General features: G+C 70.9%; 16 protein-coding genes. 9 read left to right on the top strand and 7 right to left on the bottom strand.

Annotated features, from left to right (window positions below):
- The first annotated feature begins 141 nt into the window (after positions 1-141).
- Positions 142-1,068, top strand: coding sequence for an alpha/beta hydrolase (locus tag VZL07_RS26650; protein WP_426750558.1), 927 nt, complete (start codon positions 142-144; stop codon positions 1,066-1,068).
- Here the strand turns inward: VZL07_RS26650 and VZL07_RS26645 are convergent.
- Entirely contained in the window at positions 1,038-1,787 is a 750-nt protein-coding gene (locus VZL07_RS26645; RefSeq protein WP_426750557.1) for an arginyltransferase, read from the bottom strand. The genes VZL07_RS26650 and VZL07_RS26645 overlap by 31 nt on opposite strands.
- 200 nt (positions 1,788-1,987) lie before the next feature.
- Between VZL07_RS26645 and VZL07_RS26640 the strand changes: the two genes are divergently transcribed.
- From VZL07_RS26640 to VZL07_RS26630, 3 genes are all read left to right on the top strand, one after another.
- On the top strand, positions 1,988-2,242 hold the full coding sequence (locus tag VZL07_RS26640) for a hypothetical protein (RefSeq protein WP_426750556.1): 255 nt from the start codon (positions 1,988-1,990) through the stop codon (positions 2,240-2,242).
- A 63-nt stretch (positions 2,243-2,305) separates the two neighbouring features.
- Complete coding sequence (locus VZL07_RS26635; protein ID WP_426750555.1) at positions 2,306-3,157, top strand: glycosyltransferase family 2 protein; 852 nt, start codon at positions 2,306-2,308, stop codon at positions 3,155-3,157.
- Complete coding sequence (locus tag VZL07_RS26630; protein ID WP_426750554.1) at positions 3,154-4,596, top strand: pyridoxal-dependent decarboxylase; 1,443 nt, start codon at positions 3,154-3,156, stop codon at positions 4,594-4,596. Before VZL07_RS26635 ends, VZL07_RS26630 begins: the two co-directional genes overlap by 4 nt.
- On the opposite strand, the gene VZL07_RS26625 is transcribed toward VZL07_RS26630, so the two are convergent.
- Entirely contained in the window at positions 4,586-5,884 is a 1,299-nt protein-coding gene (locus VZL07_RS26625; protein ID WP_426750553.1) for a carbamoyl-phosphate synthase, read from the bottom strand. The genes VZL07_RS26630 and VZL07_RS26625 overlap by 11 nt on opposite strands.
- Here VZL07_RS26625 and VZL07_RS26620 point away from each other — a divergent pair.
- On the top strand, positions 5,883-6,056 hold the full coding sequence (locus tag VZL07_RS26620; RefSeq protein ID WP_426750552.1) for a hypothetical protein: 174 nt from the start codon (positions 5,883-5,885) through the stop codon (positions 6,054-6,056). The two genes, VZL07_RS26625 and VZL07_RS26620, sit on opposite strands and share 2 nt — an antisense overlap.
- Before the next feature lie 133 nt (positions 6,057-6,189).
- Here VZL07_RS26620 and VZL07_RS26615 read toward each other — a convergent pair whose 3' ends face one another.
- Positions 6,190-7,005 (bottom strand): methylase, encoded by an 816-nt coding sequence (locus tag VZL07_RS26615; protein WP_426750550.1) that lies wholly within the window; start codon positions 7,003-7,005, stop codon positions 6,190-6,192.
- A gap of 101 nt (positions 7,006-7,106) precedes the next feature.
- Between VZL07_RS26615 and VZL07_RS26610 the strand changes: the two genes are divergently transcribed.
- Complete coding sequence (locus VZL07_RS26610) at positions 7,107-8,093, top strand: hypothetical protein (protein ID WP_426750549.1); 987 nt, start codon at positions 7,107-7,109, stop codon at positions 8,091-8,093.
- A 5-nt stretch (positions 8,094-8,098) separates the two neighbouring features.
- Here VZL07_RS26610 and VZL07_RS26605 read toward each other — a convergent pair whose 3' ends face one another.
- Positions 8,099-9,634, bottom strand: coding sequence for an MBL fold metallo-hydrolase (locus VZL07_RS26605; RefSeq protein WP_426750548.1), 1,536 nt, complete (start codon positions 9,632-9,634; stop codon positions 8,099-8,101).
- Between the two features lie 137 nt (positions 9,635-9,771).
- Here VZL07_RS26605 and VZL07_RS26600 point away from each other — a divergent pair, with 137 nt between their 5' ends.
- Both VZL07_RS26600 and thrS read left to right on the top strand, forming a co-directional pair.
- On the top strand, positions 9,772-11,637 hold the full coding sequence (locus VZL07_RS26600) for an OPT/YSL family transporter (protein WP_426750547.1): 1,866 nt from the start codon (positions 9,772-9,774) through the stop codon (positions 11,635-11,637).
- Between the two features lie 339 nt (positions 11,638-11,976).
- The gene (thrS, locus tag VZL07_RS26595; RefSeq protein WP_426750546.1) at positions 11,977-13,179 is read left to right on the top strand and encodes a threonine--tRNA ligase; all 1,203 of its coding nucleotides are present in this window, start codon (positions 11,977-11,979) and stop codon (positions 13,177-13,179) included.
- A 49-nt stretch (positions 13,180-13,228) separates the two neighbouring features.
- Here the strand turns inward: thrS and VZL07_RS26590 are convergent, their stop codons facing one another.
- Positions 13,229-13,645 (bottom strand): CBS domain-containing protein, encoded by a 417-nt coding sequence (locus VZL07_RS26590; protein WP_426750545.1) that lies wholly within the window; start codon positions 13,643-13,645, stop codon positions 13,229-13,231.
- A 211-nt stretch (positions 13,646-13,856) separates the two neighbouring features.
- Between VZL07_RS26590 and msrB the strand changes: the two genes are divergently transcribed.
- Positions 13,857-14,279: a peptide-methionine (R)-S-oxide reductase MsrB gene (gene msrB, locus VZL07_RS26585; protein WP_426750543.1), complete on the top strand. Its 423-nt coding sequence runs from the start codon at positions 13,857-13,859 to the stop codon at positions 14,277-14,279.
- A gap of 55 nt (positions 14,280-14,334) precedes the next feature.
- On the opposite strand, the gene purL is transcribed toward msrB, so the two are convergent.
- On the bottom strand, positions 14,335-18,243 hold the full coding sequence (gene purL / locus VZL07_RS26580) for a phosphoribosylformylglycinamidine synthase (protein WP_426750542.1): 3,909 nt from the start codon (positions 18,241-18,243) through the stop codon (positions 14,335-14,337).
- Between the two features lie 131 nt (positions 18,244-18,374).
- Positions 18,375-19,568 carry a glycosyltransferase family 39 protein gene (locus VZL07_RS26575; protein ID WP_426750541.1) on the bottom strand — a complete coding sequence of 398 codons (1,194 nt, stop codon included), beginning with the start codon at positions 19,566-19,568 and terminating at the stop codon, positions 18,375-18,377.
- Positions 19,569-19,601 lie beyond the last annotated feature (33 nt).

Below are 19,601 nucleotides of genomic sequence, written 5' to 3'. Positions count from 1 at the left end.
ACCGTGGTTCGGGGCGGCTGGAGTGCCAGGACTCCCCCCGGCTCCAGGCTGACCCACCCGCCGTCTAATCAACTTGCACGCACTCCGCCACTCCCAGGCTCGGCCGGGCTCCGCTTTAATCCCTGCCATCCTGAGATATCCGTGAAAACACGCACTCATTTCCATCGTCTCGCGGTGCTGGTCCCCCTGGGTGTGCTGCTGGCGGCGGCGGGATATCCCGTGGTGAACGGTTACCGCATCGGCCAGGGCCTGCTGCATCCGCGCCCGATTCCGGTGCAGCGCCCGGTGGCGGAGCCGCTGCTCGCGGGGCTGGAGGACGTGTCCTTCACCAGCGCGGACGGCGTGGCGTTGCGGGGCTGGTACCTGCCTTCGCGCAACCGGGCCGCGGTGGTGCTGGTGCACGGCTTCGCGGACAACCGCGCGCAGCTCTTGTTCGAGGCACGCACGCTCGCGGCGGCGGGCTATGGCGTGCTGCTGTTCGACCTGCGCGCGCATGGCGAGAGCGGTGGGAGCACCGTGACGTGGGGTGACCTGGAGCGACACGACGTGACGGCGGCGCTGGACTTCGTCTCGCGCCGTCCGGACGTGGACCCGCGGCGGCTGGGGCTGTTCGGCTTCTCCATGGGCGGCACCACGTCGCTGCTGGTGGCCAGCGAGGATGCGCGCGTGAAGGCGGTGGCCGCGGCGGGGGCCTACCCCGCGCTCGAGGCGGACATCTATTCGGGCTATGGCCGCTGGGGCGCGCTGAGCGCGGAGCCCGTGCTGTGGACGCTGCGGCGGGCGGGCGTGGCGGTGGACGCGGTGCGCCCCATTGACGGGATGTGCCGGCTGCGCGGCCGGCCGCTGCTGCTCGTCAACGGAGACGTGGACCCGGACGCGCCCGCGAAGCTCCAGGCCAGCCTCTTCCAGGCCGCCTGCGAGCCCAAGTCGCTCTGGGTGGTCCACGGCGCGGGGCATGGCCAGTACGCGCGCGTGGCGCCCGAGGAGTACGCGCGCCGGCTGCTCCATCACTTCGGGACGGCGCTCGGCGTGCTGCCTCAGGTGTCGTCCGAGGCGGCGGCCCAGTGAGGCGCCGCATCCAGCGCGGGCCGCCCCTCCAGCAGCTCGTGCGGCCGGAAGGCGCCCTTGTAGCGCAGCGACGCGCAGGCCTGGACGCGATAGCCCAGGTAGACGTGCGGGATGCCGCGCGCCTTCGCCAGCTCCACCTGGCGCACCACGTTGGCGGTGCCCAGTGACAGGTGCGCGTAGGCGGGGTCGTAGAAGAAGTACACCGCGCTCCACGCGCGCGGCGTCTCGTCGCTGATGCCCACGCCCACCAGGCGGGGGCCGCCCTCCGCGCCGTCGTCGTACCAGGCCACCTCGCGCGCGGAGGGGTGCGGATAGGAGAACTGGAGCGAGTACTCGCGCTCGGTGATGGGAGACGGCGCCCACTCCCGGGACGCCTCGCGCTCCGCATGCCACTGGCGATACAGGGCGAGCCGCGCGTCGTCCACCCGGGGCGTCCCCACCTCCACGCGCAGATGCGCGCACGCCGCACGCGCACGCCGCTGGCTGCGATTGGGGCGGAAGTCCTCCACGGGGATGCGCAGCGACACACAGGCATTGCACCCGACGCAGGCCGGCCGGAAGTACACCAGCCCGAAGCGGCGCCAGCCCCGGACCAGCAGGTGCTCGTATTCCTCCGGGGTGACGTCCTCCAGCACGAGGTTCTCGAGCGACGCCTGCCGCTCCGGAAGGTAGCTGCAGGGACGAGGCGGCTCGACTTCGTGGGCCAGGAGGAACGCCATGGATGGACCATTTCCTGTCGCGAGCGCCGCCCGGCGTCAAGCCTGACCCATGGGCCCGAGGCCCCCTCCTCCGGGCAGCCACACGTCACGCCCGAGTGACACGCGTCGTTTTTCCGATGGGGGCCTGCCCGTCCGACAGGCTGGCATGACGTCTGCAAAACCAAGGGCCAGCTTCGCCGGCGCGAGGCAGGAGGATGAACATGGCCCGCCACAGCACGCAGCCCTCACTGAACCGCCTCGCCCACTGGGATTTCGGTCGGGCGGACCGTCGGATTCGGGCGGCGACGGGCAGCCTGGACTGGGTGGGCGGTAGCGTGACGTCGGGCACTCGCGTCACGGTGAATCGGCAAAATCAGGACATCCCTGTCCTGCTTGCGGCAGCGGCTGCGCAGGTCGAAACCGACCCGGAGGACCTCTTTGGAGGTGATTTCGACCTCCACTTCGCCAGCTACTGATGTGACGGGGTGGCGCCGGCCCGGCGCTTCTCAGCCGTGGCCGTCAACACGTATAAGTCCGCCATGTCCGTTATTGACGTTTCGGTGGTGATGCCCACCCACAAGCGGGAGAAGGAAGTGGTGGAGGCCATCCGCTCGGTGCTCCGCCAGGAAGGGGTGAGTGTCGAGGTCCTGGTGCTGGACGACACCCCCGAGGGCACCGCACGCGAAGCCGTCGAAGGACTGAAGGACGAGCGCGTTCGCTACCTGGTGAACGACCCGCCCTCGAAGGGCCGCCCGGCCGTGGTGCGCAACCACGGCGCCACGCTGGCCCGAGGCCGCTACCTGCACTTCCTGGATGACGACGACATGCTCGCCGAGGGCGCGCTGCACGCCATGGTGAGCGCGCTGGACGCCCGGCCGGACGCGGGCGTGGCGGTGGGCTGGGTGGTGCCCTTCGGCGACGACGCGGACTGGCTCAAGGACAAAAGCGAGTACTTCGAGTGGGCGGCCCGGGTGGGCGCCAGCACGCCCAGCAGCGCGTGGACGGTGGCCCACATCCTCTTCCGCGGCACGCTGTATGTGAACTCCGCGTGCATGGTGCGCCGCGAGCACTTCGCGCCGCTGGGCGGCTTCGACGCCAGCATCCCCGTCTACGAGGACGTGGACTTCTACCTGCGCGGCATCCGCGCCTACGGCCACGTCTACGTCAACCGCCCCATCCTCCACTACCGCACCGGCCGCCCGTCGCTGATGCACAACCTAGGCAAGGACGGCACGCTGGTGGTGCAATCCAACGAGATGATTCACGGCAAGTACCGCAAGGCGAACGGCATGCTGGAGTACCGCATCATGCAGGCCGCCATGCGGGTGCTGCCCTTCGAGCTCGCCCGCCGTCTGCCGCTGCGCCTGCCGAACCAGGGCCGCGTGTCATGAGCCTCAAGAGCCGGCTGCTGGGGACGGCCAAGCGTCAGGTGAAGCAGACGCTGCGCCCGGTGCTCCAGCGGGCGATGACGCCCGCGCGCACCGCCATTCCCGCCTCCCACTGGGGCCTCCAGGAGCTGCCCGGCCAGGGCCTGAGCCTGGAAGGCGTGCCGCTGGCGGGGCTCGTGGAGCGCTGGGGCTCGCCGCTGCACGTGGTGCACCTGGCGGCGCTGCGCCGAAACGCGGAGCGCTTCCTCGCGGTGCCGCCGGGGCGCACCGGCGGCTGTGAAGTCTATTACTCGTACAAGACGAACCCGGTGCCGGGGGTGCTGTCCTTCCTGCACGGCCTGGGCGTGGGCGCGGAGGTCATCTCCGCCTACGAGCTGTGGCTGGCACTGAAGCTGGGCGTGCCGCCCGAGCGCATCGTCTACAACGGCCCGGTGAAGTCCGAGGCCTCGGTTCGCGAGGCCATCTCCCGGGGCATCCAGCTGCTCGCCGCCAACCACGCGGAGGAGATTGCCGTCTTCGCCCGGCTCGCCGCGGAGCTGGACCGCCGCCCGCGCGTCGCGGTGCGGGTGAGCACGAACAGCGGCTGGTCCGCGCAGTTCGGCACGCCCATCACCGGTGGCGCCGCGCTGCGGGCGTACCAGCAGGCGCGCGCCTCGCGGCACCTGGACGTGGTGGGCCTGCACGCGCACCGAGGGGAGACCATCCGCACCGAAGGCGACCTCACGTCCTTCGTGGAGGCGGTGCTCGACTTCACGGACACGCTGCACCAGGAGCTGGGCCTGGACCTGGAGGTGCTCGACCTGGGCGGCAGCCTCAACACGCCCACCGTCGAACACATCGCCGAGCGCGACTGGCGCCTCAACCTCACCTTCTTTCGCGACGTGCCCGCGCCCGACCCGGCGGCGTCGCTGTCCATCGAGCGCTACGTGGCGCTGGCGGTGGAGATGGTGGAGTCGCACTACGCGCGCCGCGGCCGCCAGCGCCCCCGCATCTTCCTGGAGCCGGGCCGAGCCATGACGGGCGACACCCAGCTGCTCCTGGGCCGCGTGCACGCGCTCAAGGCGGGCGAGGACCGGACGTGGGCGGTGCTGGACGCCGGCATCAACCATGCCGAGTGCGTGCGCAACGAGTACCACCAGCTCTTCCATGTGAACCGGCCGGACGCGCCCGCGGACAAGGTCTACACGGTGGTGGGCCCCATCTGCACCCCGGGCGACACGCTCTACCACGCCAAGCGGCTGCCAGCGCTGCGGGTGGGTGACACGCTGGCCATCATGGACGCGGGCGCCTACTTCGTGCCCTTCGCCACGTCCTTCTCCTATCCCCAGCCGGCCATCATCGCGCTGGAGGATGGCCAGGAGCGGCTGCTGCGGCGCGCGGAGACATTCGACGACCTGGTGACGTTCGACGAGAACGTCGACCGCGCCGCCCTCACCGGTTGAGCACCATCATCCGTATGAAGGCCCGGGGGTGGCGCGCGGAGCCGTAGAGAATCTGCGCCACCTCCACCGCGGTGGGCATCAGGTCATCCGCGTCGATGAGCGGATCCACCGTCAGCCCCTGGTTGTCCCCCAGCCAGCGCCGCCACTGGCGCGCCTCGTCCGCGGGGAGCGCCCCGGACAGCCGCTGGAGGTTGAGCAGCATCTCCAGCGCGATGCGGTTGCAGAACACCTCGCCGTTGCCGCGCCACTCGCGGGCGGCGTTCAGCTCGCGCCGCAGCGCGTCCCGGTCTCCCAGCGCCGCGTGGTAGGCCAGCAGCGGCAGCGGCAGGCCCCGGGCGATGTCGAAGCCCATCTGCCCGTAGTAGCGCGGGTTGAAGTCGATGAGGAGGAAGTCGTCCTTCGTCTGGATGAACTCCACCTCGAAGACGCCGTGGTAGCCCAGGTGCTTGCACAGGCGCTGGAGCCCCGCGGCCAGCTCCTCGCGCACCGGAGCGGACTCGAAGCACACGCCCACGCCCAGCCGCCGGGGACGCTGGAGCACCTTCATGGCGCCGCGCACCTCGAACAGCTCGCCCGTCTCGTCCACGAAGCCGGAGAGGCTGTAGATGCCCTCCGCCGCCTCCGGGTGGAACTCCTGCACCATGGGGCGCGACACCGCGGGGTCGAAGCGCACCAGCATGGGCGCGTAGCCGTCCCGCGAGAAGGCGCGGTACTCCTCCGCCAGCTGCGCGGGCGCCTGCACCGGCTGCCCCTTGCGGTGGGTGGAGTAGAGAATCTGCGTGGTGGGCTTGATGAGCACGGGGAAGCGCGCCTCGCGCGACACCGCGTCCAGGTCCGCCTCGGACTCCGGGAACCAGGTGCGCGGCAGCGTCAGGCCCACCGCCTGGCCCGCCTCGAAGAGCTTGCGCTTGTTGAGCAGGCCGTAGACGGCGTCGATGCCCGGGTCGTACAGGTGGAAGTACTCCGACAGCGCCTCGCGGTGCAGCGACACCAGCCACGCCAGCTCGTCGCTCGTCGGGTAGAGCACGTGCTGGAGCGGCTCGCGCCGGCCCAGCGCCAGCAGCCACTCGACGAACGCCTCGGCCTGGGACTCGGGCGGACACTGGATGCGGCGGCCCACGAAGCGAGACCAGCTCGCCGGCCCCAGCCTGCCGGGGTCCGCCACCGTGACGTCGATGCCGTTGCGCCCGAAGCAACGCGCGGCGGCGAGCGTGCCGTAGAAACCCGCGGAGAAGAGCAGCACGGATGGCCGGCCCTCCACGCGAACCCGGGGTGCCTGCTCCACCATGGCGGTCTCGTTCTCCTGCTGTCTTCCTGGCACGCCGCTCACGCCCGCGCGGCGCGAGCGCGATGACACCGGTCGCACCGAGCTGGACGCCTGGGCCGGCGTGCTGACGCCCGACGCGCTGGCGGCCAACGCCGCGGTGAGGAGGGAAAAGATGTGCCGTTTCATGTCGTAGGTGGGCCGCGCTGACGTGCGTCGATGGCGAGGACCCCGGGATTTCCCAGGCGCAGAATAGCCGCACACCCCCCGCTTGGCTTCCCTCCCCTTCGCTGTCTTCTTCTCCGACACGAGCGGCCCGCGCCTTGTCGTCAAAAACAGACACCCCCCTTGGGCCTCCAAACAACGTAGCCGTGGGAGAGGAGCCACGGGTCGGTCTCCACTCCGTCCACGCGCGTGGCCAGCCCGCACGCGGCTTCGCGAAAGGCATCGGGTGGGCGCACATGGCCCGCCGCACGGGCCTGCTGCCACGCGGCGCTCCACGCCGCGAAGAAGTCGTGGATGGGCTCCCCGGGTCGCACCCGGCGGCGCAAGTCCCTGGGCAGCCAGTCGCGGAACAGCACCGGCGCGAAGCCGTGGCTGAAGTCGGTGTAGAAGAGCAGCCCCTCCCGGAAGGGCATGCCGGCGGCGTCACTGGCGCGCCGCAGCAGGTGTGCGGAGAGCACCGCGCCCGTGGCATCCGCGCTGCCCTCCACCAGCAGGCCGGAGGGCAGCAGATACCCGGCCAGGGTGCGATGAACCTCGGGGACGCGCTCGGGGGCGCCCTGGCGGAGCAGGTTCATGGCCCGCACCAGCCGGGCGGGCTCGTCGGCGCGGAGCGGAAGCTCGAAGCCGCCCTGCCGGAAGTGCGTGCGCGCGTCGGCGTCCGCCTGCGCCGCGGCCGCGCGCTCCGCGTCCAGCTCCACGCCCACCACGGTCAGCTCCGGGTTGAGTGCGCGGAAGGCCTGGGCGCTCTCGAGCGTCGTCCACGGGTGCTCGCCAAAACCCACGTCGACGAAGACAGCGTGGGCCCAGGGCCCCTCGTTGCGCTCGAGCAGCGGACGCTCGCAGCGGCACAGGTACGCATCCAGCGCGCGCAAGCGTCCGCGAGAAGTCCGGCCGCGCGTCTTCGTGTCCAGTGACGCCATGGTGCGCTCATGGGCGACCCGGGCTCGGACGTCAAGGCCGCCGGGGTCGCACCCGCTCCGGATTTTCGCCGGACGCGCTGGACTCCTAGAGTGAGAATACCGTGGAAGCCCCTTCCGCCCTGTCCTGCCCTCGCTGCCAGTCCCCTCGCGCCGCCGGGCCGGAGTGCCCCCGCTGCGGCATCATCTACGCCAAGGCGGAGGCCCGGGCCGCGAGACAGCGCGAGGAAGTCGCCGCGCCGCCACCGGTGACCGGCGAGGAGGCACCGCCACACGTCGACCCCGCGTGGCTCCAGGCGCCGGACCTGCGCTCGGACGTCCTGCCGCCGGAGACGCCCGCGTGGGACGTGGACGCCGAGGAAGCGGCGTTCGAGCACCGCCTGCGCACCTGGGCCGTCCCCGTGGCGCTCCTCGCGGCCTTCATCGCGGTGAAGGGCAACTTCAGCGCGTTCGTGGTGCGCATCCTCACCATGCCCTTCCATGAGCTGGGCCACGCCATGACGGCCTGGCTGTGTGGCCTGTCCGCATTCCCCACGCTATGGAAGACCCTCATCTTCGGGCGCTCCCTCATGCTCGCGCTGCTGCTCGCCGCCGCGCTGGGCCTCCTGGTCTGGACGGGCTGGAAGCGCCGCCAGTGGACGTGGGTGGTGGGGGGTGGTGGCCTGCTGGCGCTTCAAGCCATGGGCACGCTCCTCCTGCCGTCGCGAACGGTGGACATGCTCGTCACCTTCGGCGGGGACGCGGGGATGATGGTGCTGGGCATGGGGATGGTCCTGACCTTCTATGCTCCCGCGGGAAGCTACCTCCACAAGCAGGCCCTGCGCTGGGGCTTCCTCCCCCTGGGGGCGCTGTCCCTCATGGATGGATTCAACACCTGGTGGGCAGCGAAGCGGGACTTCGCCGCCATCCCCTTCGGGAAGAACGAAGGTTCGGGCCTGAGCGATGCCAGCAAGCTCGTGGGGGCGCACGGCTGGGACGAAGCCCAGCTCATCAACCGGTACCTGACGCTGGCCGTGCTCTGCCTCGGCGTCGTCGCCGTGGTGTACGGGGTGCAGTTCTTCCGTGGCAGGGCGCGGCTCGCGGCGCGCTGAGCCCCTCAGGCCGCCTGGCCGAAGGGCCACGTGAAGCCGGGATGGCGCAGCACCTCCGGGGTGCGCGCGCCCCGCCAGCGCAACGACTCCCCGGGCCGCAGCACCAGGGGCCGCGGCCCGTCCTTCATCGTCCGCCGTACCTCGGCGAGCCGCTCCGGGTACGGGTCCGCATCCGGGTTCTCGTCCAGGTGGCTCGCGCCGCTCACGGGCTCGCCCGGGTAGCCCTCGTACCGGGGCCCCATGCCTTCGCGCCAGTACCAGGGTGCCCCGCCATCCGCGCACGGCACCACGTAGCGCGCGCCGAGCAACGCACCGTAGCGCAGCGCCTCCTCCGGCCCGGCCATGAGCCGCTGCGGCGCCTTCAGCGATGCCCTGGGCACGTTGACGAGGAACGCCTCCAGCGTGGTGAAGCCGAAGAAGATGGGCGCCAGCCGGAAGCCCCGGACGCCACAGAAGAGCACGTCCACGGGCGCCTCGCGGCGCACGCGCCGGCACACCGCCGCCATGTCCCCGCGCACATCGTGCCCCGAGTCCGCGAAGAAGGCGGCGGAGAAGCCCGGCGCCCGCACCAGCCACGTGCTGCCCTCGTTGAAGAGGTCGGGATAGGGCCCTTCGCCATCCGTCGGCTGCTCGCCATGGAACGGCAGCGCCCGTACCGTGACGTCGCCCACCAGCCGGGACTCGCCCCAGCGCAGGGGCTCCACGCGCGTGAAGCCGAGCTGCGCCAGCCGCAGGGCGCAGTCGGTGGAGAAGAGGCTCTCCCGGGACACGGCTGGCACGAAGATGCGCGTGTCACGAGGCAACTGCAGCAGCGAGCCCAGGTGGAAGTGGTCGCCGTGGGAATGGGTGATGACCACCGCGTCCACGCGCCCCACGTCGCGCGGCTGCATGGGTGAATAGCCCGGCACGTCCACCGCGCCAGCGGGCCGGAAGTACGGGTCCACCAGCACGCGGCCCTCGCGCCCGGCGACCAGCACCGTGTTGTGGCCCACGAAGAGCGCGCCGGGCGCCGGCACGTCCACCGGTGCCTCGTGCCGCACGAGCCAGCCCGCCTGTCCCAGGTCGGCGATGAGCTCCGCCAGCACGGGCGTGGCCGAGAAGGCCCGCAGCTCCGCGCGCGTGGCGCCCCGGGCGAGCGCCGCGAAGAAGTCCGCCACCGCTGGCCACTCGGATGCACGCACGGGAACATCCAGGCCCAGCGCGTCCTGGCGGAGGTGCAGCACGCGAGGCCGGTGGCGCGTGGCGTCCGGAAACAGCACGTCGGGCCGCAGCACCCGCCGTCCCATCCGGCGCGTCTTCCCCACGCACAACGCGGCATAGCGCGGGGTGTCCTCCAGCCAGCGCACCAGCGCCTCCGCCTCATGCAGGGCGCCCTCGCGGCCGAGCCTGGCGACATGCCGCTTCAGCGGCAGGGAGGCCCGGCGCACGGGACGCGCGGTGGGGCCCTGGATGCTGCAGCCCAGGTCCTCGTGGTGGTCGGCCTCCGTCCGGGCCGAGGCGAGCACGGCCAGACTGACGCCCCGGTGCAGGGTGAATCGCATGGCGGCGGATGTTGCCACGCCGCGCCATGCGTGCGGCGTGGCTTCGCCCTGGTGCGGGCGAGCGGGCGCACCCGCGCCCTCATCCGACGGCCCAGGTTGTGACATGAGCGCGGAAGGCCGGTACCCTTCACCTCCGAATGTCACTGCCAGCCCCCTCGCTCCCCCCGGAGCCCTCGCTTCCGTCCTCGGGTGGCGCCGCCTCCGAGCTCACCTCCCCCCGCTTCCGCTGGCTGCCCCCCGTGGGGACGTGGAAGTACCACCTGCTGCTGAGCGCGGTGGCCCTGTTCGTCCTGGGGCCCCTGGGCGGCATCGCCGCCTCGTACATGAACTTCAGCGTGGGCTTCTTCGTCGGCGGCCAGGTGCTGGCCGGCATCCTCGGCAGCGCCGTCACCTACGGCTATGGCGCGGAGGGCAAGCACGGCGCCAACTACATGCAGACGATGGCCGCCTCGGTGGCCTCGCTGTGCGCCATGTCCGTGCTCATCCAGTCCATGGTGTGGCTGGGCATGGAGATGCCCGCCGCCTGGAAGCTGATGCTCTTCGTCGGCTGCGTGGGCATGTTCGCCGTGGGCGTGGGCATGCTCTACACGCCGCTGCTCGTGGACAAGCTCCAGCTCGACTATCCGTCCGGGCTGGCGGTGGCCAACATCCTGCGCGCCCTCACGGACAAGCGCCTGCTCAAGGCGTCCATCTCCAAGCTGGGTGGCGGCACCCTCCTGGGCGCCCTGGCGGCGTGGATGACGGAGAAGGTGGCCTTCGTCGCCTCCATCGGCACCAGCGCGGCGACGCTGGGCGCGGGCATGATTGTCGGCAGCCGCATCACCGTGCCCGCCATCGTGATGGCCGTCATCGGCGTGGCGCTTCTGCCCACCTTCCGGGAAATCGGCTGGCTCGGCCCGAATGACCCCTTCCGTAAAATCGGCTTCGTCATCGGGCTGGGGATGATTTGCGGCGCGGCCGTGGTGGACCTGTCGCTGCTGGCCGTCCAGGCGGCGAAGCGCATCCGCGAGCGGACCACGGTGAAGGACGAAGCGGCGGAGGAGTCCTGGAAGAAGGTCAACATCCCCCGGCTGCTGGCCTGGGTCGCCGTCTGGGGCGGCGCGACGCTGCTGGTGGGCACGCAGGTGCTGGGTCAGCCCATCGGCTGGCTCCTCTTCGGCATGCTGCTCGCCCTGCTGTTCGTGCTCATCAACGGCATCTCGTTCGGCATCACCGACCAGAACCCCATCTCCAGCGCCTTCGTCATCTCCGTGCTCCTGATGTCCATGATGGGCCTGCGGGTTCCGCTCGTGGGCATGATGGCCGCGACCATCCTGCTCATCTCCACCTCGGTGGGCTGCGACATGCAGCAGGACCGCTCCACCGGCTGGCGCCTGGGAACCAACCGCGTCACCCAGTTCCGCTACCAGGTGCTGGGCGTCACCATGGGCGCGCTCTTGTGCGTGGGTCTGGCGCGCGTGTTCATGACGGCCTACCCGGCGCTCACCATCAACCAACTCGACAACCCCAACGCCGACGTGGGCCAGTGGGGCTCGGCGATGACGTACAAGCTGGTGGGCGCCATCCGTGACCTCGGCTCGCTGTCTCAAGCCGTCGTGAACGCCCTGCTCATCGGCCTGGCCATCGGCTTCGTCTATGAGCTGCTGCGCAAGGTGGTGCGGGGCAACGCGCGCTATCAGCAGTACGTGAAGAGCTCTCGCACGGGCTTCGCCGTGGGCTGGACGGTGGATGCCCTCCTGCTGCCCAGTCCCTATGCCTCGTCGTTCGGCGGCTTCGTGGCGTTCCCGGTGTCCTTGTGGTTCGGCGCGGGAGGCATCGTGACGTCCCTCTGGAACACGTTCACGAAGCGAGGACAGCCGTCCGCGAGCGGCAGCCCCGCCGAGGGCGAGGCCCTCCCCGAGGACATGAGCACCATGTCCCTCATGGGCGGTGGGCTCATCGCCGGTGAGTCGCTGTTCTTCCTCATCGCCGGCCTCATCGGGCTCGCGTCGCTGTTGGCGTAGCAACACCTTCACGGGCACTCCCGCCGGGACGGGAGCGCGCCGGGTACAATCGCCCGCGCGCTCTCGGTCCTGTCTGGATGGCCGTGCTTCAATTGAGGCCCCAGGGGCCGAGTTGACAATTCCTCGCGCCCCTCGCATCTTGTTTCGCGTGAGCTTCGTCATCACCACCACGACCACCGGCACCACGACTCGCTTCGGCGGGCGTGGAGCGGTGCGCGTCACGTGGTGAGCTGACGAACGCACGGTTCCCTGCCCCGCCATCTCCGGCCGGGGCAACCGTGCGCTCGCTCAGCGCTCCGTCCGGATGGCGTTTCACCCTTCCGAATCGGAGACGAAGTCATGCTCGACGAACACGACCACCGCGCGCTGGGCCAGCGCCTGGACCTCTTCCACCTGCAGGAAGAGGCCCCCGGCATGGTGTTCTGGCACCCACGTGGGTTGATGCTGTACCGCCTGCTGGAGGAGCACGTCCGCCAGCGCATGCGGCGCGAGGGCTACCAGGAAGTCAGGACCCCTCAAATCTACGCGCAGCCGCTGTGGGAGCGCAGCGGCCACTGGGAGAACTTCCGCGAGAACATGTTCCTCGTGGAGGACGGCGCGCGACACCTGGGCGTGAAGCCGGTGAGCTGCCCCGGCCACATCGAGATGGTGCAGCGCATGGCGCCGAGCTACCGCGACCTGCCGCTGCGCCTGGGCGAGTTCGGGCTGGTGCACCGCGCCGAGCCCGGGGGCGCGCTCCACGGCTTGTTCCGCCTGCGCCAGTTCACCCAGGATGATGGCCACATCTTCTGCGCCGAGGCCCAGGTGGTGCCGGAGGTGGTCCGCTTCGCGCGCTCGCTGCGCGCCTTCTACGCGGGCTTCGGCTTCGACGACGTCCAGGTCGCCTTCTCCGGCAGGCCTCCCGCCCGCGCGGGGCACGACGCGCTCTGGGACAAGGCCGAGTCGTGGCTCCTCCTCGCCGCCAGGGAAGCGGGCCTCGACTGCCACATGCAGCCGGGCGAAGGCGCCTTCTACGGCCCCAAGCTGGAGTTCGTCCTGAAGGACCGGCTGGGGCGGGCGTGGCAATGCGGCACCATCCAGCTCGACCTCGTGCTGCCCGAGCGCTTCGACCTCCACTACGTCGAAGCCTCTGGAGCCCGAGCGCGCCCGGTGATGCTTCACCGCGCGTTGCTCGGCAGCCTGGAGCGCTTCATCGGCGTCCTGCTGGAGCACCATGGCGGCGCGCTACCGCCCTGGCTGGCCCCCCAGCAGGTGGTGGTGGCCGCCGTGGGCGAGGCCGCGGGGGACTACGCCGAGCGCTTCGCAGCGCAACTGCGGGAGTCGGGCTGCCGCGCCAGCGTGGACAGCCGGGGCGAGTCCCTGTCGCGCAAGGTGCTGGATGCCCATGAGGCGGGCGTCCCGTGGCTGGTGGTCGTGGGCGCGCGGGAGATGGCGGCGGGCACCGTGCGGCTGCGGCAGCGGGATGGCGCCCAGCGGGACCTGCCGTGGGGCGTGGCCGTGGCGGAGCTCGCCGCCGCGTGCCGACCCGCTCCGGATGCGTAAGCAGCACCGGGGCGCGAGCGGTGGAGTCCGCCGCTCGCGCCCCGGAACCTCAAGCCTGCTGGAGCCGCTCCAGCACCTCGCCCGCGTGGAGGATTTCCTCGGGCACGGTGGCCAGGTCGTCCAGGCTCAGGAGGCCCACCGGCCGGCGCTCGCCATCCACCACCACGAGGCGGCGCACCATCTTCTCTTCCATCGTCTGCTCCGCCGCCTCGAGCGACGCGTCCACGTCGCACGTGATGACCGTGGCCGTCATCACCTCGCGCACGGGCGTGGTGTTCGGGTCCTGTCCCAGGGCCGCGGACCGCACCGCGATGTCCCGGTCCGTCAGCATGCCCACCAGCTGCCCCCCTTCGAGCACGGGCAGGGAGCCGATGTTGCACGTCCGCATCCTCAGGGCCGCGGCCCGGATGGGCTCACCTGCTTCGATGGTCTCCAGGTTCTTGGTCATCAGCTCGCCAATCCGCATTGCACTCTCCTTGCTCGGCGTGACGCCCCTCCCCACGACTGTGGAAACCCCGCCGCTGCGCTGCCGCCTCCCGCCCTCTCCCCGGACGTGAAGCAAGGGAACGGACAGGCCTCCCGCCTCCTCGTTGCCCACCAGGCGCGACCCTGGGGCAGGATGCGCATCTGAAATGCGCGTGGGCCCCGGTCCGGGCCCGGACAAGGAGCACGAAGGCATGGTCGACAAGCTCATTCTCAGCGACGACGAGTGGCGCAAGCGCCTGAGCCCCCAGGAGTACGAAGTCCTCCGCAAGCACGGCACGGAGCGTCCTGGCTCCGGCTGCTTCCTGGGCACGAAGACGCCCGGCACCTACGTCTGCGCGGGCTGCGGCAACCCGCTCTTCAAGGCGGGCACGAAGTTCGAGTCCGGGACGGGGTGGCCGTCCTTCACCCAGCCGGTGACGGCGGACGCCGTGGCGGAGATTCAGGACTTCTCCTACGGCATGATTCGCACCGAGGTCCGCTGCGCGCGCTGCGACGGCCACCTGGGGCACGTCTTCCCCGACGGCCCGCCGCCCACCGGCCTGCGCTACTGCATGAACTCGGTGTCCATGAAGCACGTGCCCGAAGGCCAGCCCCTGGAGCTGGTGAAGGCATAGTCGCGAAGGGGTGAGCGGGCCGGGTGACACACCGGCCCGGCTCCCCGCGCGCCGCTCAGCCCAGCCAGACGCGGGCGTTGCGGAACATGCGCATCCAGGGGCCGTCGTCGCCCCACTCGCGCGGCCGCCACGAGTGCTGCACCGAGCGGTGCACGCGCTCCGGATGCGGCATGGTGATGGTGAAGCGCCCGTCCTTCGTCGTCAGGCCGGCGATGCCGTGCGGCGAGCCGTTCGGGTTGGCGGGATACGCCTCCGTCACCCGGCCGTGGTTGTCCACCCAGCGCGTCGTCACCAGGCCCAGTCCATTGACGCGGGCCGCCTCGTCCGCGCTGGAGAACTCCGCGCGGCCCTCGCCGTGCGACGTGACGATGAGCATCCGGCTGCCTTCCATGCCCTGGTAGAAGAGCGAAGGCGTCTTCGCCACCTCGACCAGGGACAGCCGCGCCTCGTACTGCTCGGAGGCATTGCGCACGAAGCGGGGGAAGTGCTCCGCGCCCGGGATGATGTCCTTGAGCTGGGACATCATCTGGCAGCCGTTGCACACGCCCAGGCCGAAGCTGTCCGGCCGCGCGAAGAAGGCGGCGAAGGCGTCACGCGCGCGCGGGTTGAAGAGGATGGACTTCGCCCAGCCACCGCCCGCGCCCAGCACGTCACCGTAGGAGAAGCCGCCACACGCCAGCACGCCCTTGAAGTCCGCCAGCGACACGCGCCCGGTCAGGATGTCGCTCATGTGGACATCCACCGCGGCGAAGCCCGCGCGCGTGAAGGCCGCGGCCATCTCCTGCTGGCTGTTGACGCCCTGCTCGCGCAGCACCGCCACGCGTGGCCGGGCCCCCTTCACGATGAAGGGCGCGGCCACGTCCTGGGCCGGGTCGAAGGTCAGCTTCGGCGACAGGCCCGGATCCGTCGGGTCGCTCCGCGCCGCGGACTCCTGGTCGGCACACGCGGGGTTGTCGCGCAGCTTCTGCATCTCATAGCTGACGCGGGACCAAATGCGGCGCAGGGCCAGCGTGTCCTCGGACAACAGCACCTTGGCACCGTGCCGCACGCGCACGTCCAGCGCCGGTTGGGGACGGCCCAGCTCGTGGACCTGCGCCGCCAGGCCGTGCTGGCCGAGCACCTCGCGCACGCGCGCCACGTCGGCCGCCCGCACCTGCACCACCGCGCCCAGCTCCTCGTTGAAGAGGGCGGCCGTCACGTCACCGCCCAGCGCGGCCACGTCCACGTCGAAGCCGCAGCGGCCGGCGAAGGCCATCTCGCACAGCGTGGCCCAGAGGCCACCGTCGGAGCGGTCGTGGTACGCCAGCAGCGCGCCCGCGTCGTTGAGCGCCTGCACCGCGGCGAAGAAGCCACGCAGCAGCGCCGGGTCCTCCACGTCCGGGCTCTCCGGGCCCACCTGCCCGTGGACGTGCGCCGCCACGGAGCCACCCAGCCGCTGCTTGCCGCGGGCCAGGTCGATGAACAGCAGCCGCGTGTCCTCCGCCACGTCCACGAGCTGCGGCGTGAGCGACTTGCGCACGTCCAGCACGGGCGCGAACGCGGAGATGATGAGCGACACGGGCGCCGTCACGGCCTTGCGCGTGCCCTGCTCCTCCCAGACGGTCCGCATGGACATGGAGTCCTTGCCCACGGGGATGGTGAGCCCCAGCGCCGGGCACAGCTCCATGCCCACCGCGTTCACCGCGGCGTACAGGCTGGCGTCCTCACCCGGGCTGCCCGCGGAGGCCATCCAGTTGGCGGACAGCTTCACGTCGGACAGCTTGCCGATGCGCGCCGCCGCGATGTTGGTGAGCGCCTCTCCCACCGCCATGCGCGCGGAGGCCGCCGCGTCGATGAGGGCCAGCGGCGTGCGCTCCCCCATGGCCATGGCCTCGCCGGTGGTGCTCGTCACGGTGGACAGCGTCACCGCGCAGTCCGCCACCGGCACCTGCCACGGCCCCACCATCTGATCCCGGCTGCTGAGCCCGGAGACGGTGCGGTCGCCAATCGTGATGAGGAACGACTTGTCCGCCACCGTCGGGTGGCTCAGCACGCGCTCGGCCAGGTCCTTCAGCGAGCCGTCCAGCTTCAGCGGCGCGTAGGACACCGGGCGGGACGTCACGTCGCGGTGCATGCGCGGCGGCTTGCCGAACAGCACGTCCATGGGCAGGTCGATGGGCGCGTCACCGAACTGGCTGTCCGCCAGCTTCAGGGTCTGCTCGGCGGTGGCATCGCCCAGCACGGCGAAGGGCGCGCGCTCGCGCTCGCACAGGGCGGCGAAGCGAGCCAGGTCCTCCGGCGCCACGCCCAGCACGTAGCGCTCCTGCGCCTCGTTGCACCAGATTTCCACCGGGGACATGCCCGGCTCGGCGTTGGGCACCGCGCGCAGCTCCAGGCGTCCCCCCAGGTCATTGTCGTGCGCAAGCTCCGGCACCGCGTTGGAGAGGCCGCCCGCGCCCACGTCATGGATGGAGCGGATGGGGTTCTGCTCGCCCATGGCCCAGCACTGGTCGATGACCTCCTGGCAGCGCCGCTCCATCTCCGCGTTGTCGCGCTGCACGGAGGCGAAGTCGAGGTCCGCCGCGCTCGCGCCCTGAGCCATGGACGACGCCGCGCCACCGCCCAGGCCAATGAGCATCGCGGGCCCGCCCAGGACGATGAGCTTGTCCCCCGGCCGCAGCCGCGCCTTCTGCACGTGGGCCGCCCGGATGTTGCCCAGGCCACCGGCAATCATGATGGGCTTGTGGTAGCCGCGCACCTCCACGCCACCGGGCGTGGGGACCTGCACCTCGTAGCTGCGGAAGTAGCCAGCGAGGTTCGGACGGCCGAACTCGTTGTTGAACGCGGCGCCGCCCAGCGGGCCGTCCACCATGATGTCCAGCGCGGAGACGATGCGGTCCGGCTTGCCGTAGGGCACCTCCCACGGCTGCTCGAAGCCGGGGATGCGCAGGTGGCTCACGCTGAAGCCCGTGAGGCCCGCCTTCGGCCGGGCGCCGCGCCCCGTGGCCCCTTCGTCGCGAATCTCTCCGCCCGCGCCCGTGGCCGCGCCCGGGAAGGGCGAGATGGCCGTCGGGTGGTTGTGCGTCTCCACCTTGATCATGATGTGGGCCGGCTCGCGGACGAAGCCCCACTCACGAGACTCGGGGGACGGGAAGAAGCGGTCCACCTCGAAGCCTTCGATGACCGCCGCGTTGTCCTTGTAGGCGCCGAGCACGCCGTCCTTGTGCTGGACGTAGGTGTTCTTGATGGCCTGGAAGAGCGAGCGCTCCTGCGGCTTGCCGTCGATGGTCCAGCTCGCGTTGAAGATCTTGTGCCGGCAATGCTCGCTGTTGGCCTGCGCGAACATCATCAGCTCGACGTCGGTGGGGTTGCGCTTCAGCTCGGTGAAGCGCGCCACCAGGTAGTCCATCTCGTCGTCGGCCAGGGCCAGCCCCAGGTCGCGGTTGGCGACCACCAGGGCCTCACGGCCTCCCCCCAGGACGTCCACGGTGGTGAAGGGGCGCGGCGTGTGCTCGGCGAAGAGGATGGCCGCGTCCTCCAGGCGGCCCACCACGGCCTGCGTCATCCGGTCATGCAGCACCGGCTTGAGGCGCTCCAGCTCCGCCTCGGGCAGCGCACGGCCCTCCGGTCCGGCGATGAAGAAGGCCGTGCCGCGCTCCATGCGCCGCACCCTGCCCGCCAGGCCGCAGTTGTGGGTGATGTCGGTGGCCTTCGAGGACCACGGTGAAATCGTGCCCGGCCGGGGAATCACCAGCAGCAGGCTGCCGGTCCGCTCGCCCGAGGCCACGCGCGGGCCGTAGTCGAGCAGGCGGCCCAGCGCGGCCTGCTCCGCCTCGGAGAGGGGCGCCGGAGCGTCGACGAAATGCACGAACTCCGCGTGGATGGACGACACGGAGGGCACCCGCTCCCGGCACTGGGCCAGGAGCTTGGCGAGCCTGAATTCAGAAAGGGCCGGGGCCCCACGCAGGGTATGCATGCTGGACATGGTCGAAGTCGTGGCTCTGGGTAACAGCCGGGCCGTCCTTATCACCGCGCGTCGTCCCGTCGCGTGAAGAGTTCGCGCTGGACCGCCTGCCGGACACGCGGACAGGCGTCACGGTAGGTGTCAGCCGCACGTCAGAGCCTGCGGAGCGCTCGCGACAACCCGGGAAGTACGGCCAGCACGAACACATTGAGCCCGACCGCCCAGGCGACCAGCGGCTTCCACCGGTCCGCGGGGAGCCGATTGGCGCCGAGCGCGACGAGCACGAACAGCACCGGGAAGAAGTCCAGGCAGAAGCGGTGCGCGTTCAACTGCACGTATCCGTTGTTGTAGTAGAGCAGCATGTGGGTCAACGCCAGCAACACGCTGGCCCACGCGGCCCGGACAGGAACGGAGGTTCCATCTCCTCGCGCCGCCAGCGCCACGAACACGAAGGGGCTGGCGATGGTGAGGGACGTGCCGACGCCGTCCACCGCCACCGGCTGCAACAGACGCGGCGGCGAAAAGACGAAGTGCGGTCCCTCCAGGAACATGGAGACGAAGTTGAACGGCACGTAGGCCGGATGGAAGAGCCCATACTTCGCTACGCGCGCCGCGAGGAAGTCGTCCAGCGGGATGTACGCGTAGCCCGTATCGAAGGGCCCGCCAAAACGAGCGGCGTTGTAGGCCAGATACACGAGCGCGCAGAGGCCGAAGCCTCCCAGCGCGAGCACCACCTGCACCACCTGTCGCTTCCGACCGTGTGCGCTCGCGCGCCGCCACAATACGGCCAGCAGGAAGACGAGGCTGTAGACCACGAGCTGCCTCGACAGGAACGCACAGCCCGCCAGCAGCCCCACCCAAACCGCACGCCCCCGCCCAAGCGCCTCCGAGACCGCCAGCAACAGGAACGTGGCGGCCACCACATGCGCGAAGAACCAGACGCCGTTGCTCCACAGCACACAGGACCAGAAGCCCGTGCCCAGAAGCAGCGCGGCGGACAGCCACGCTCGCTCGGGCAATGCCACGTCCAGCCGCGTGAGCAGCCGCCACGTGGCCCACCCTGCCAACAGCGACAGCAATCCGGACACCATGACGACGGGCGCCCGCTCGGCGCCGGTCGCCGCCACCACCGGAAGCAACAACACGGAGGGAAATGGCGGAAACGGCACCCAGGCCCTGCCGTCATACAGCGCCAGGTCATGCGGACCGGGCGCCACATCCAACCGCCCGCCGAGCCATGCCTCTGCCTGGAGCGAATAGAGGTTGGGGCCCTGAGACCTCGTCTGGAATCCCAGGATGACCGCGACGAGGAGGATGCCCAGGAGCCAGGCTCCTGGCCTCTTCATGCGAGATGGTGTCGGGGCGCTCATCCCAGGCCC

Origin of the sequence: Pseudomyxococcus flavus (assembly GCF_050038885.1) — a bacterium.
Taxonomy (GTDB): domain Bacteria; phylum Myxococcota; class Myxococcia; order Myxococcales; family Myxococcaceae; genus Myxococcus; species Myxococcus flavus.
The sequence above is the reverse complement of the archived record's forward strand: the minus strand, read 5'-3'. Positions and strand labels throughout refer to the sequence as shown.

What these genes read in the sequence shown, in the direction of transcription:
- VZL07_RS26630 (WP_426750554.1), top strand. Translation starts at nt 3,154, where the DNA reads ATGAGCCTCAAGAGCCGGCTGCTGGGGACGGCCAAGCGTCAGGTGAAG.
- msrB (WP_426750543.1), top strand. Translation starts at nt 13,857, where the DNA reads ATGGTCGACAAGCTCATTCTCAGCGACGACGAGTGGCGCAAGCGCCTG.
- VZL07_RS26620 (WP_426750552.1), top strand. Translation starts at nt 5,883, where the DNA reads ATGGCGGTCTCGTTCTCCTGCTGTCTTCCTGGCACGCCGCTCACGCCC.
- VZL07_RS26590 (WP_426750545.1), bottom strand. Translation starts at nt 13,645, where the DNA reads ATGCGGATTGGCGAGCTGATGACCAAGAACCTGGAGACCATCGAAGCA.
- VZL07_RS26615 (WP_426750550.1), bottom strand. Translation starts at nt 7,005, where the DNA reads ATGGCGTCACTGGACACGAAGACGCGCGGCCGGACTTCTCGCGGACGC.
- VZL07_RS26625 (WP_426750553.1), bottom strand. Translation starts at nt 5,884, where the DNA reads ATGGTGGAGCAGGCACCCCGGGTTCGCGTGGAGGGCCGGCCATCCGTG.
- VZL07_RS26605 (WP_426750548.1), bottom strand. Translation starts at nt 9,634, where the DNA reads ATGCGATTCACCCTGCACCGGGGCGTCAGTCTGGCCGTGCTCGCCTCG.
- thrS (WP_426750546.1), top strand. Translation starts at nt 11,977, where the DNA reads ATGCTCGACGAACACGACCACCGCGCGCTGGGCCAGCGCCTGGACCTC.
- VZL07_RS26575 (WP_426750541.1), bottom strand. Translation starts at nt 19,568, where the DNA reads ATGAAGAGGCCAGGAGCCTGGCTCCTGGGCATCCTCCTCGTCGCGGTC.
- VZL07_RS26640 (WP_426750556.1), top strand. Translation starts at nt 1,988, where the DNA reads ATGGCCCGCCACAGCACGCAGCCCTCACTGAACCGCCTCGCCCACTGG.
- VZL07_RS26645 (WP_426750557.1), bottom strand. Translation starts at nt 1,787, where the DNA reads ATGGCGTTCCTCCTGGCCCACGAAGTCGAGCCGCCTCGTCCCTGCAGC.
- purL (WP_426750542.1), bottom strand. Translation starts at nt 18,243, where the DNA reads ATGTCCAGCATGCATACCCTGCGTGGGGCCCCGGCCCTTTCTGAATTC.
- VZL07_RS26600 (WP_426750547.1), top strand. Translation starts at nt 9,772, where the DNA reads ATGTCACTGCCAGCCCCCTCGCTCCCCCCGGAGCCCTCGCTTCCGTCC.
- VZL07_RS26635 (WP_426750555.1), top strand. Translation starts at nt 2,306, where the DNA reads ATGTCCGTTATTGACGTTTCGGTGGTGATGCCCACCCACAAGCGGGAG.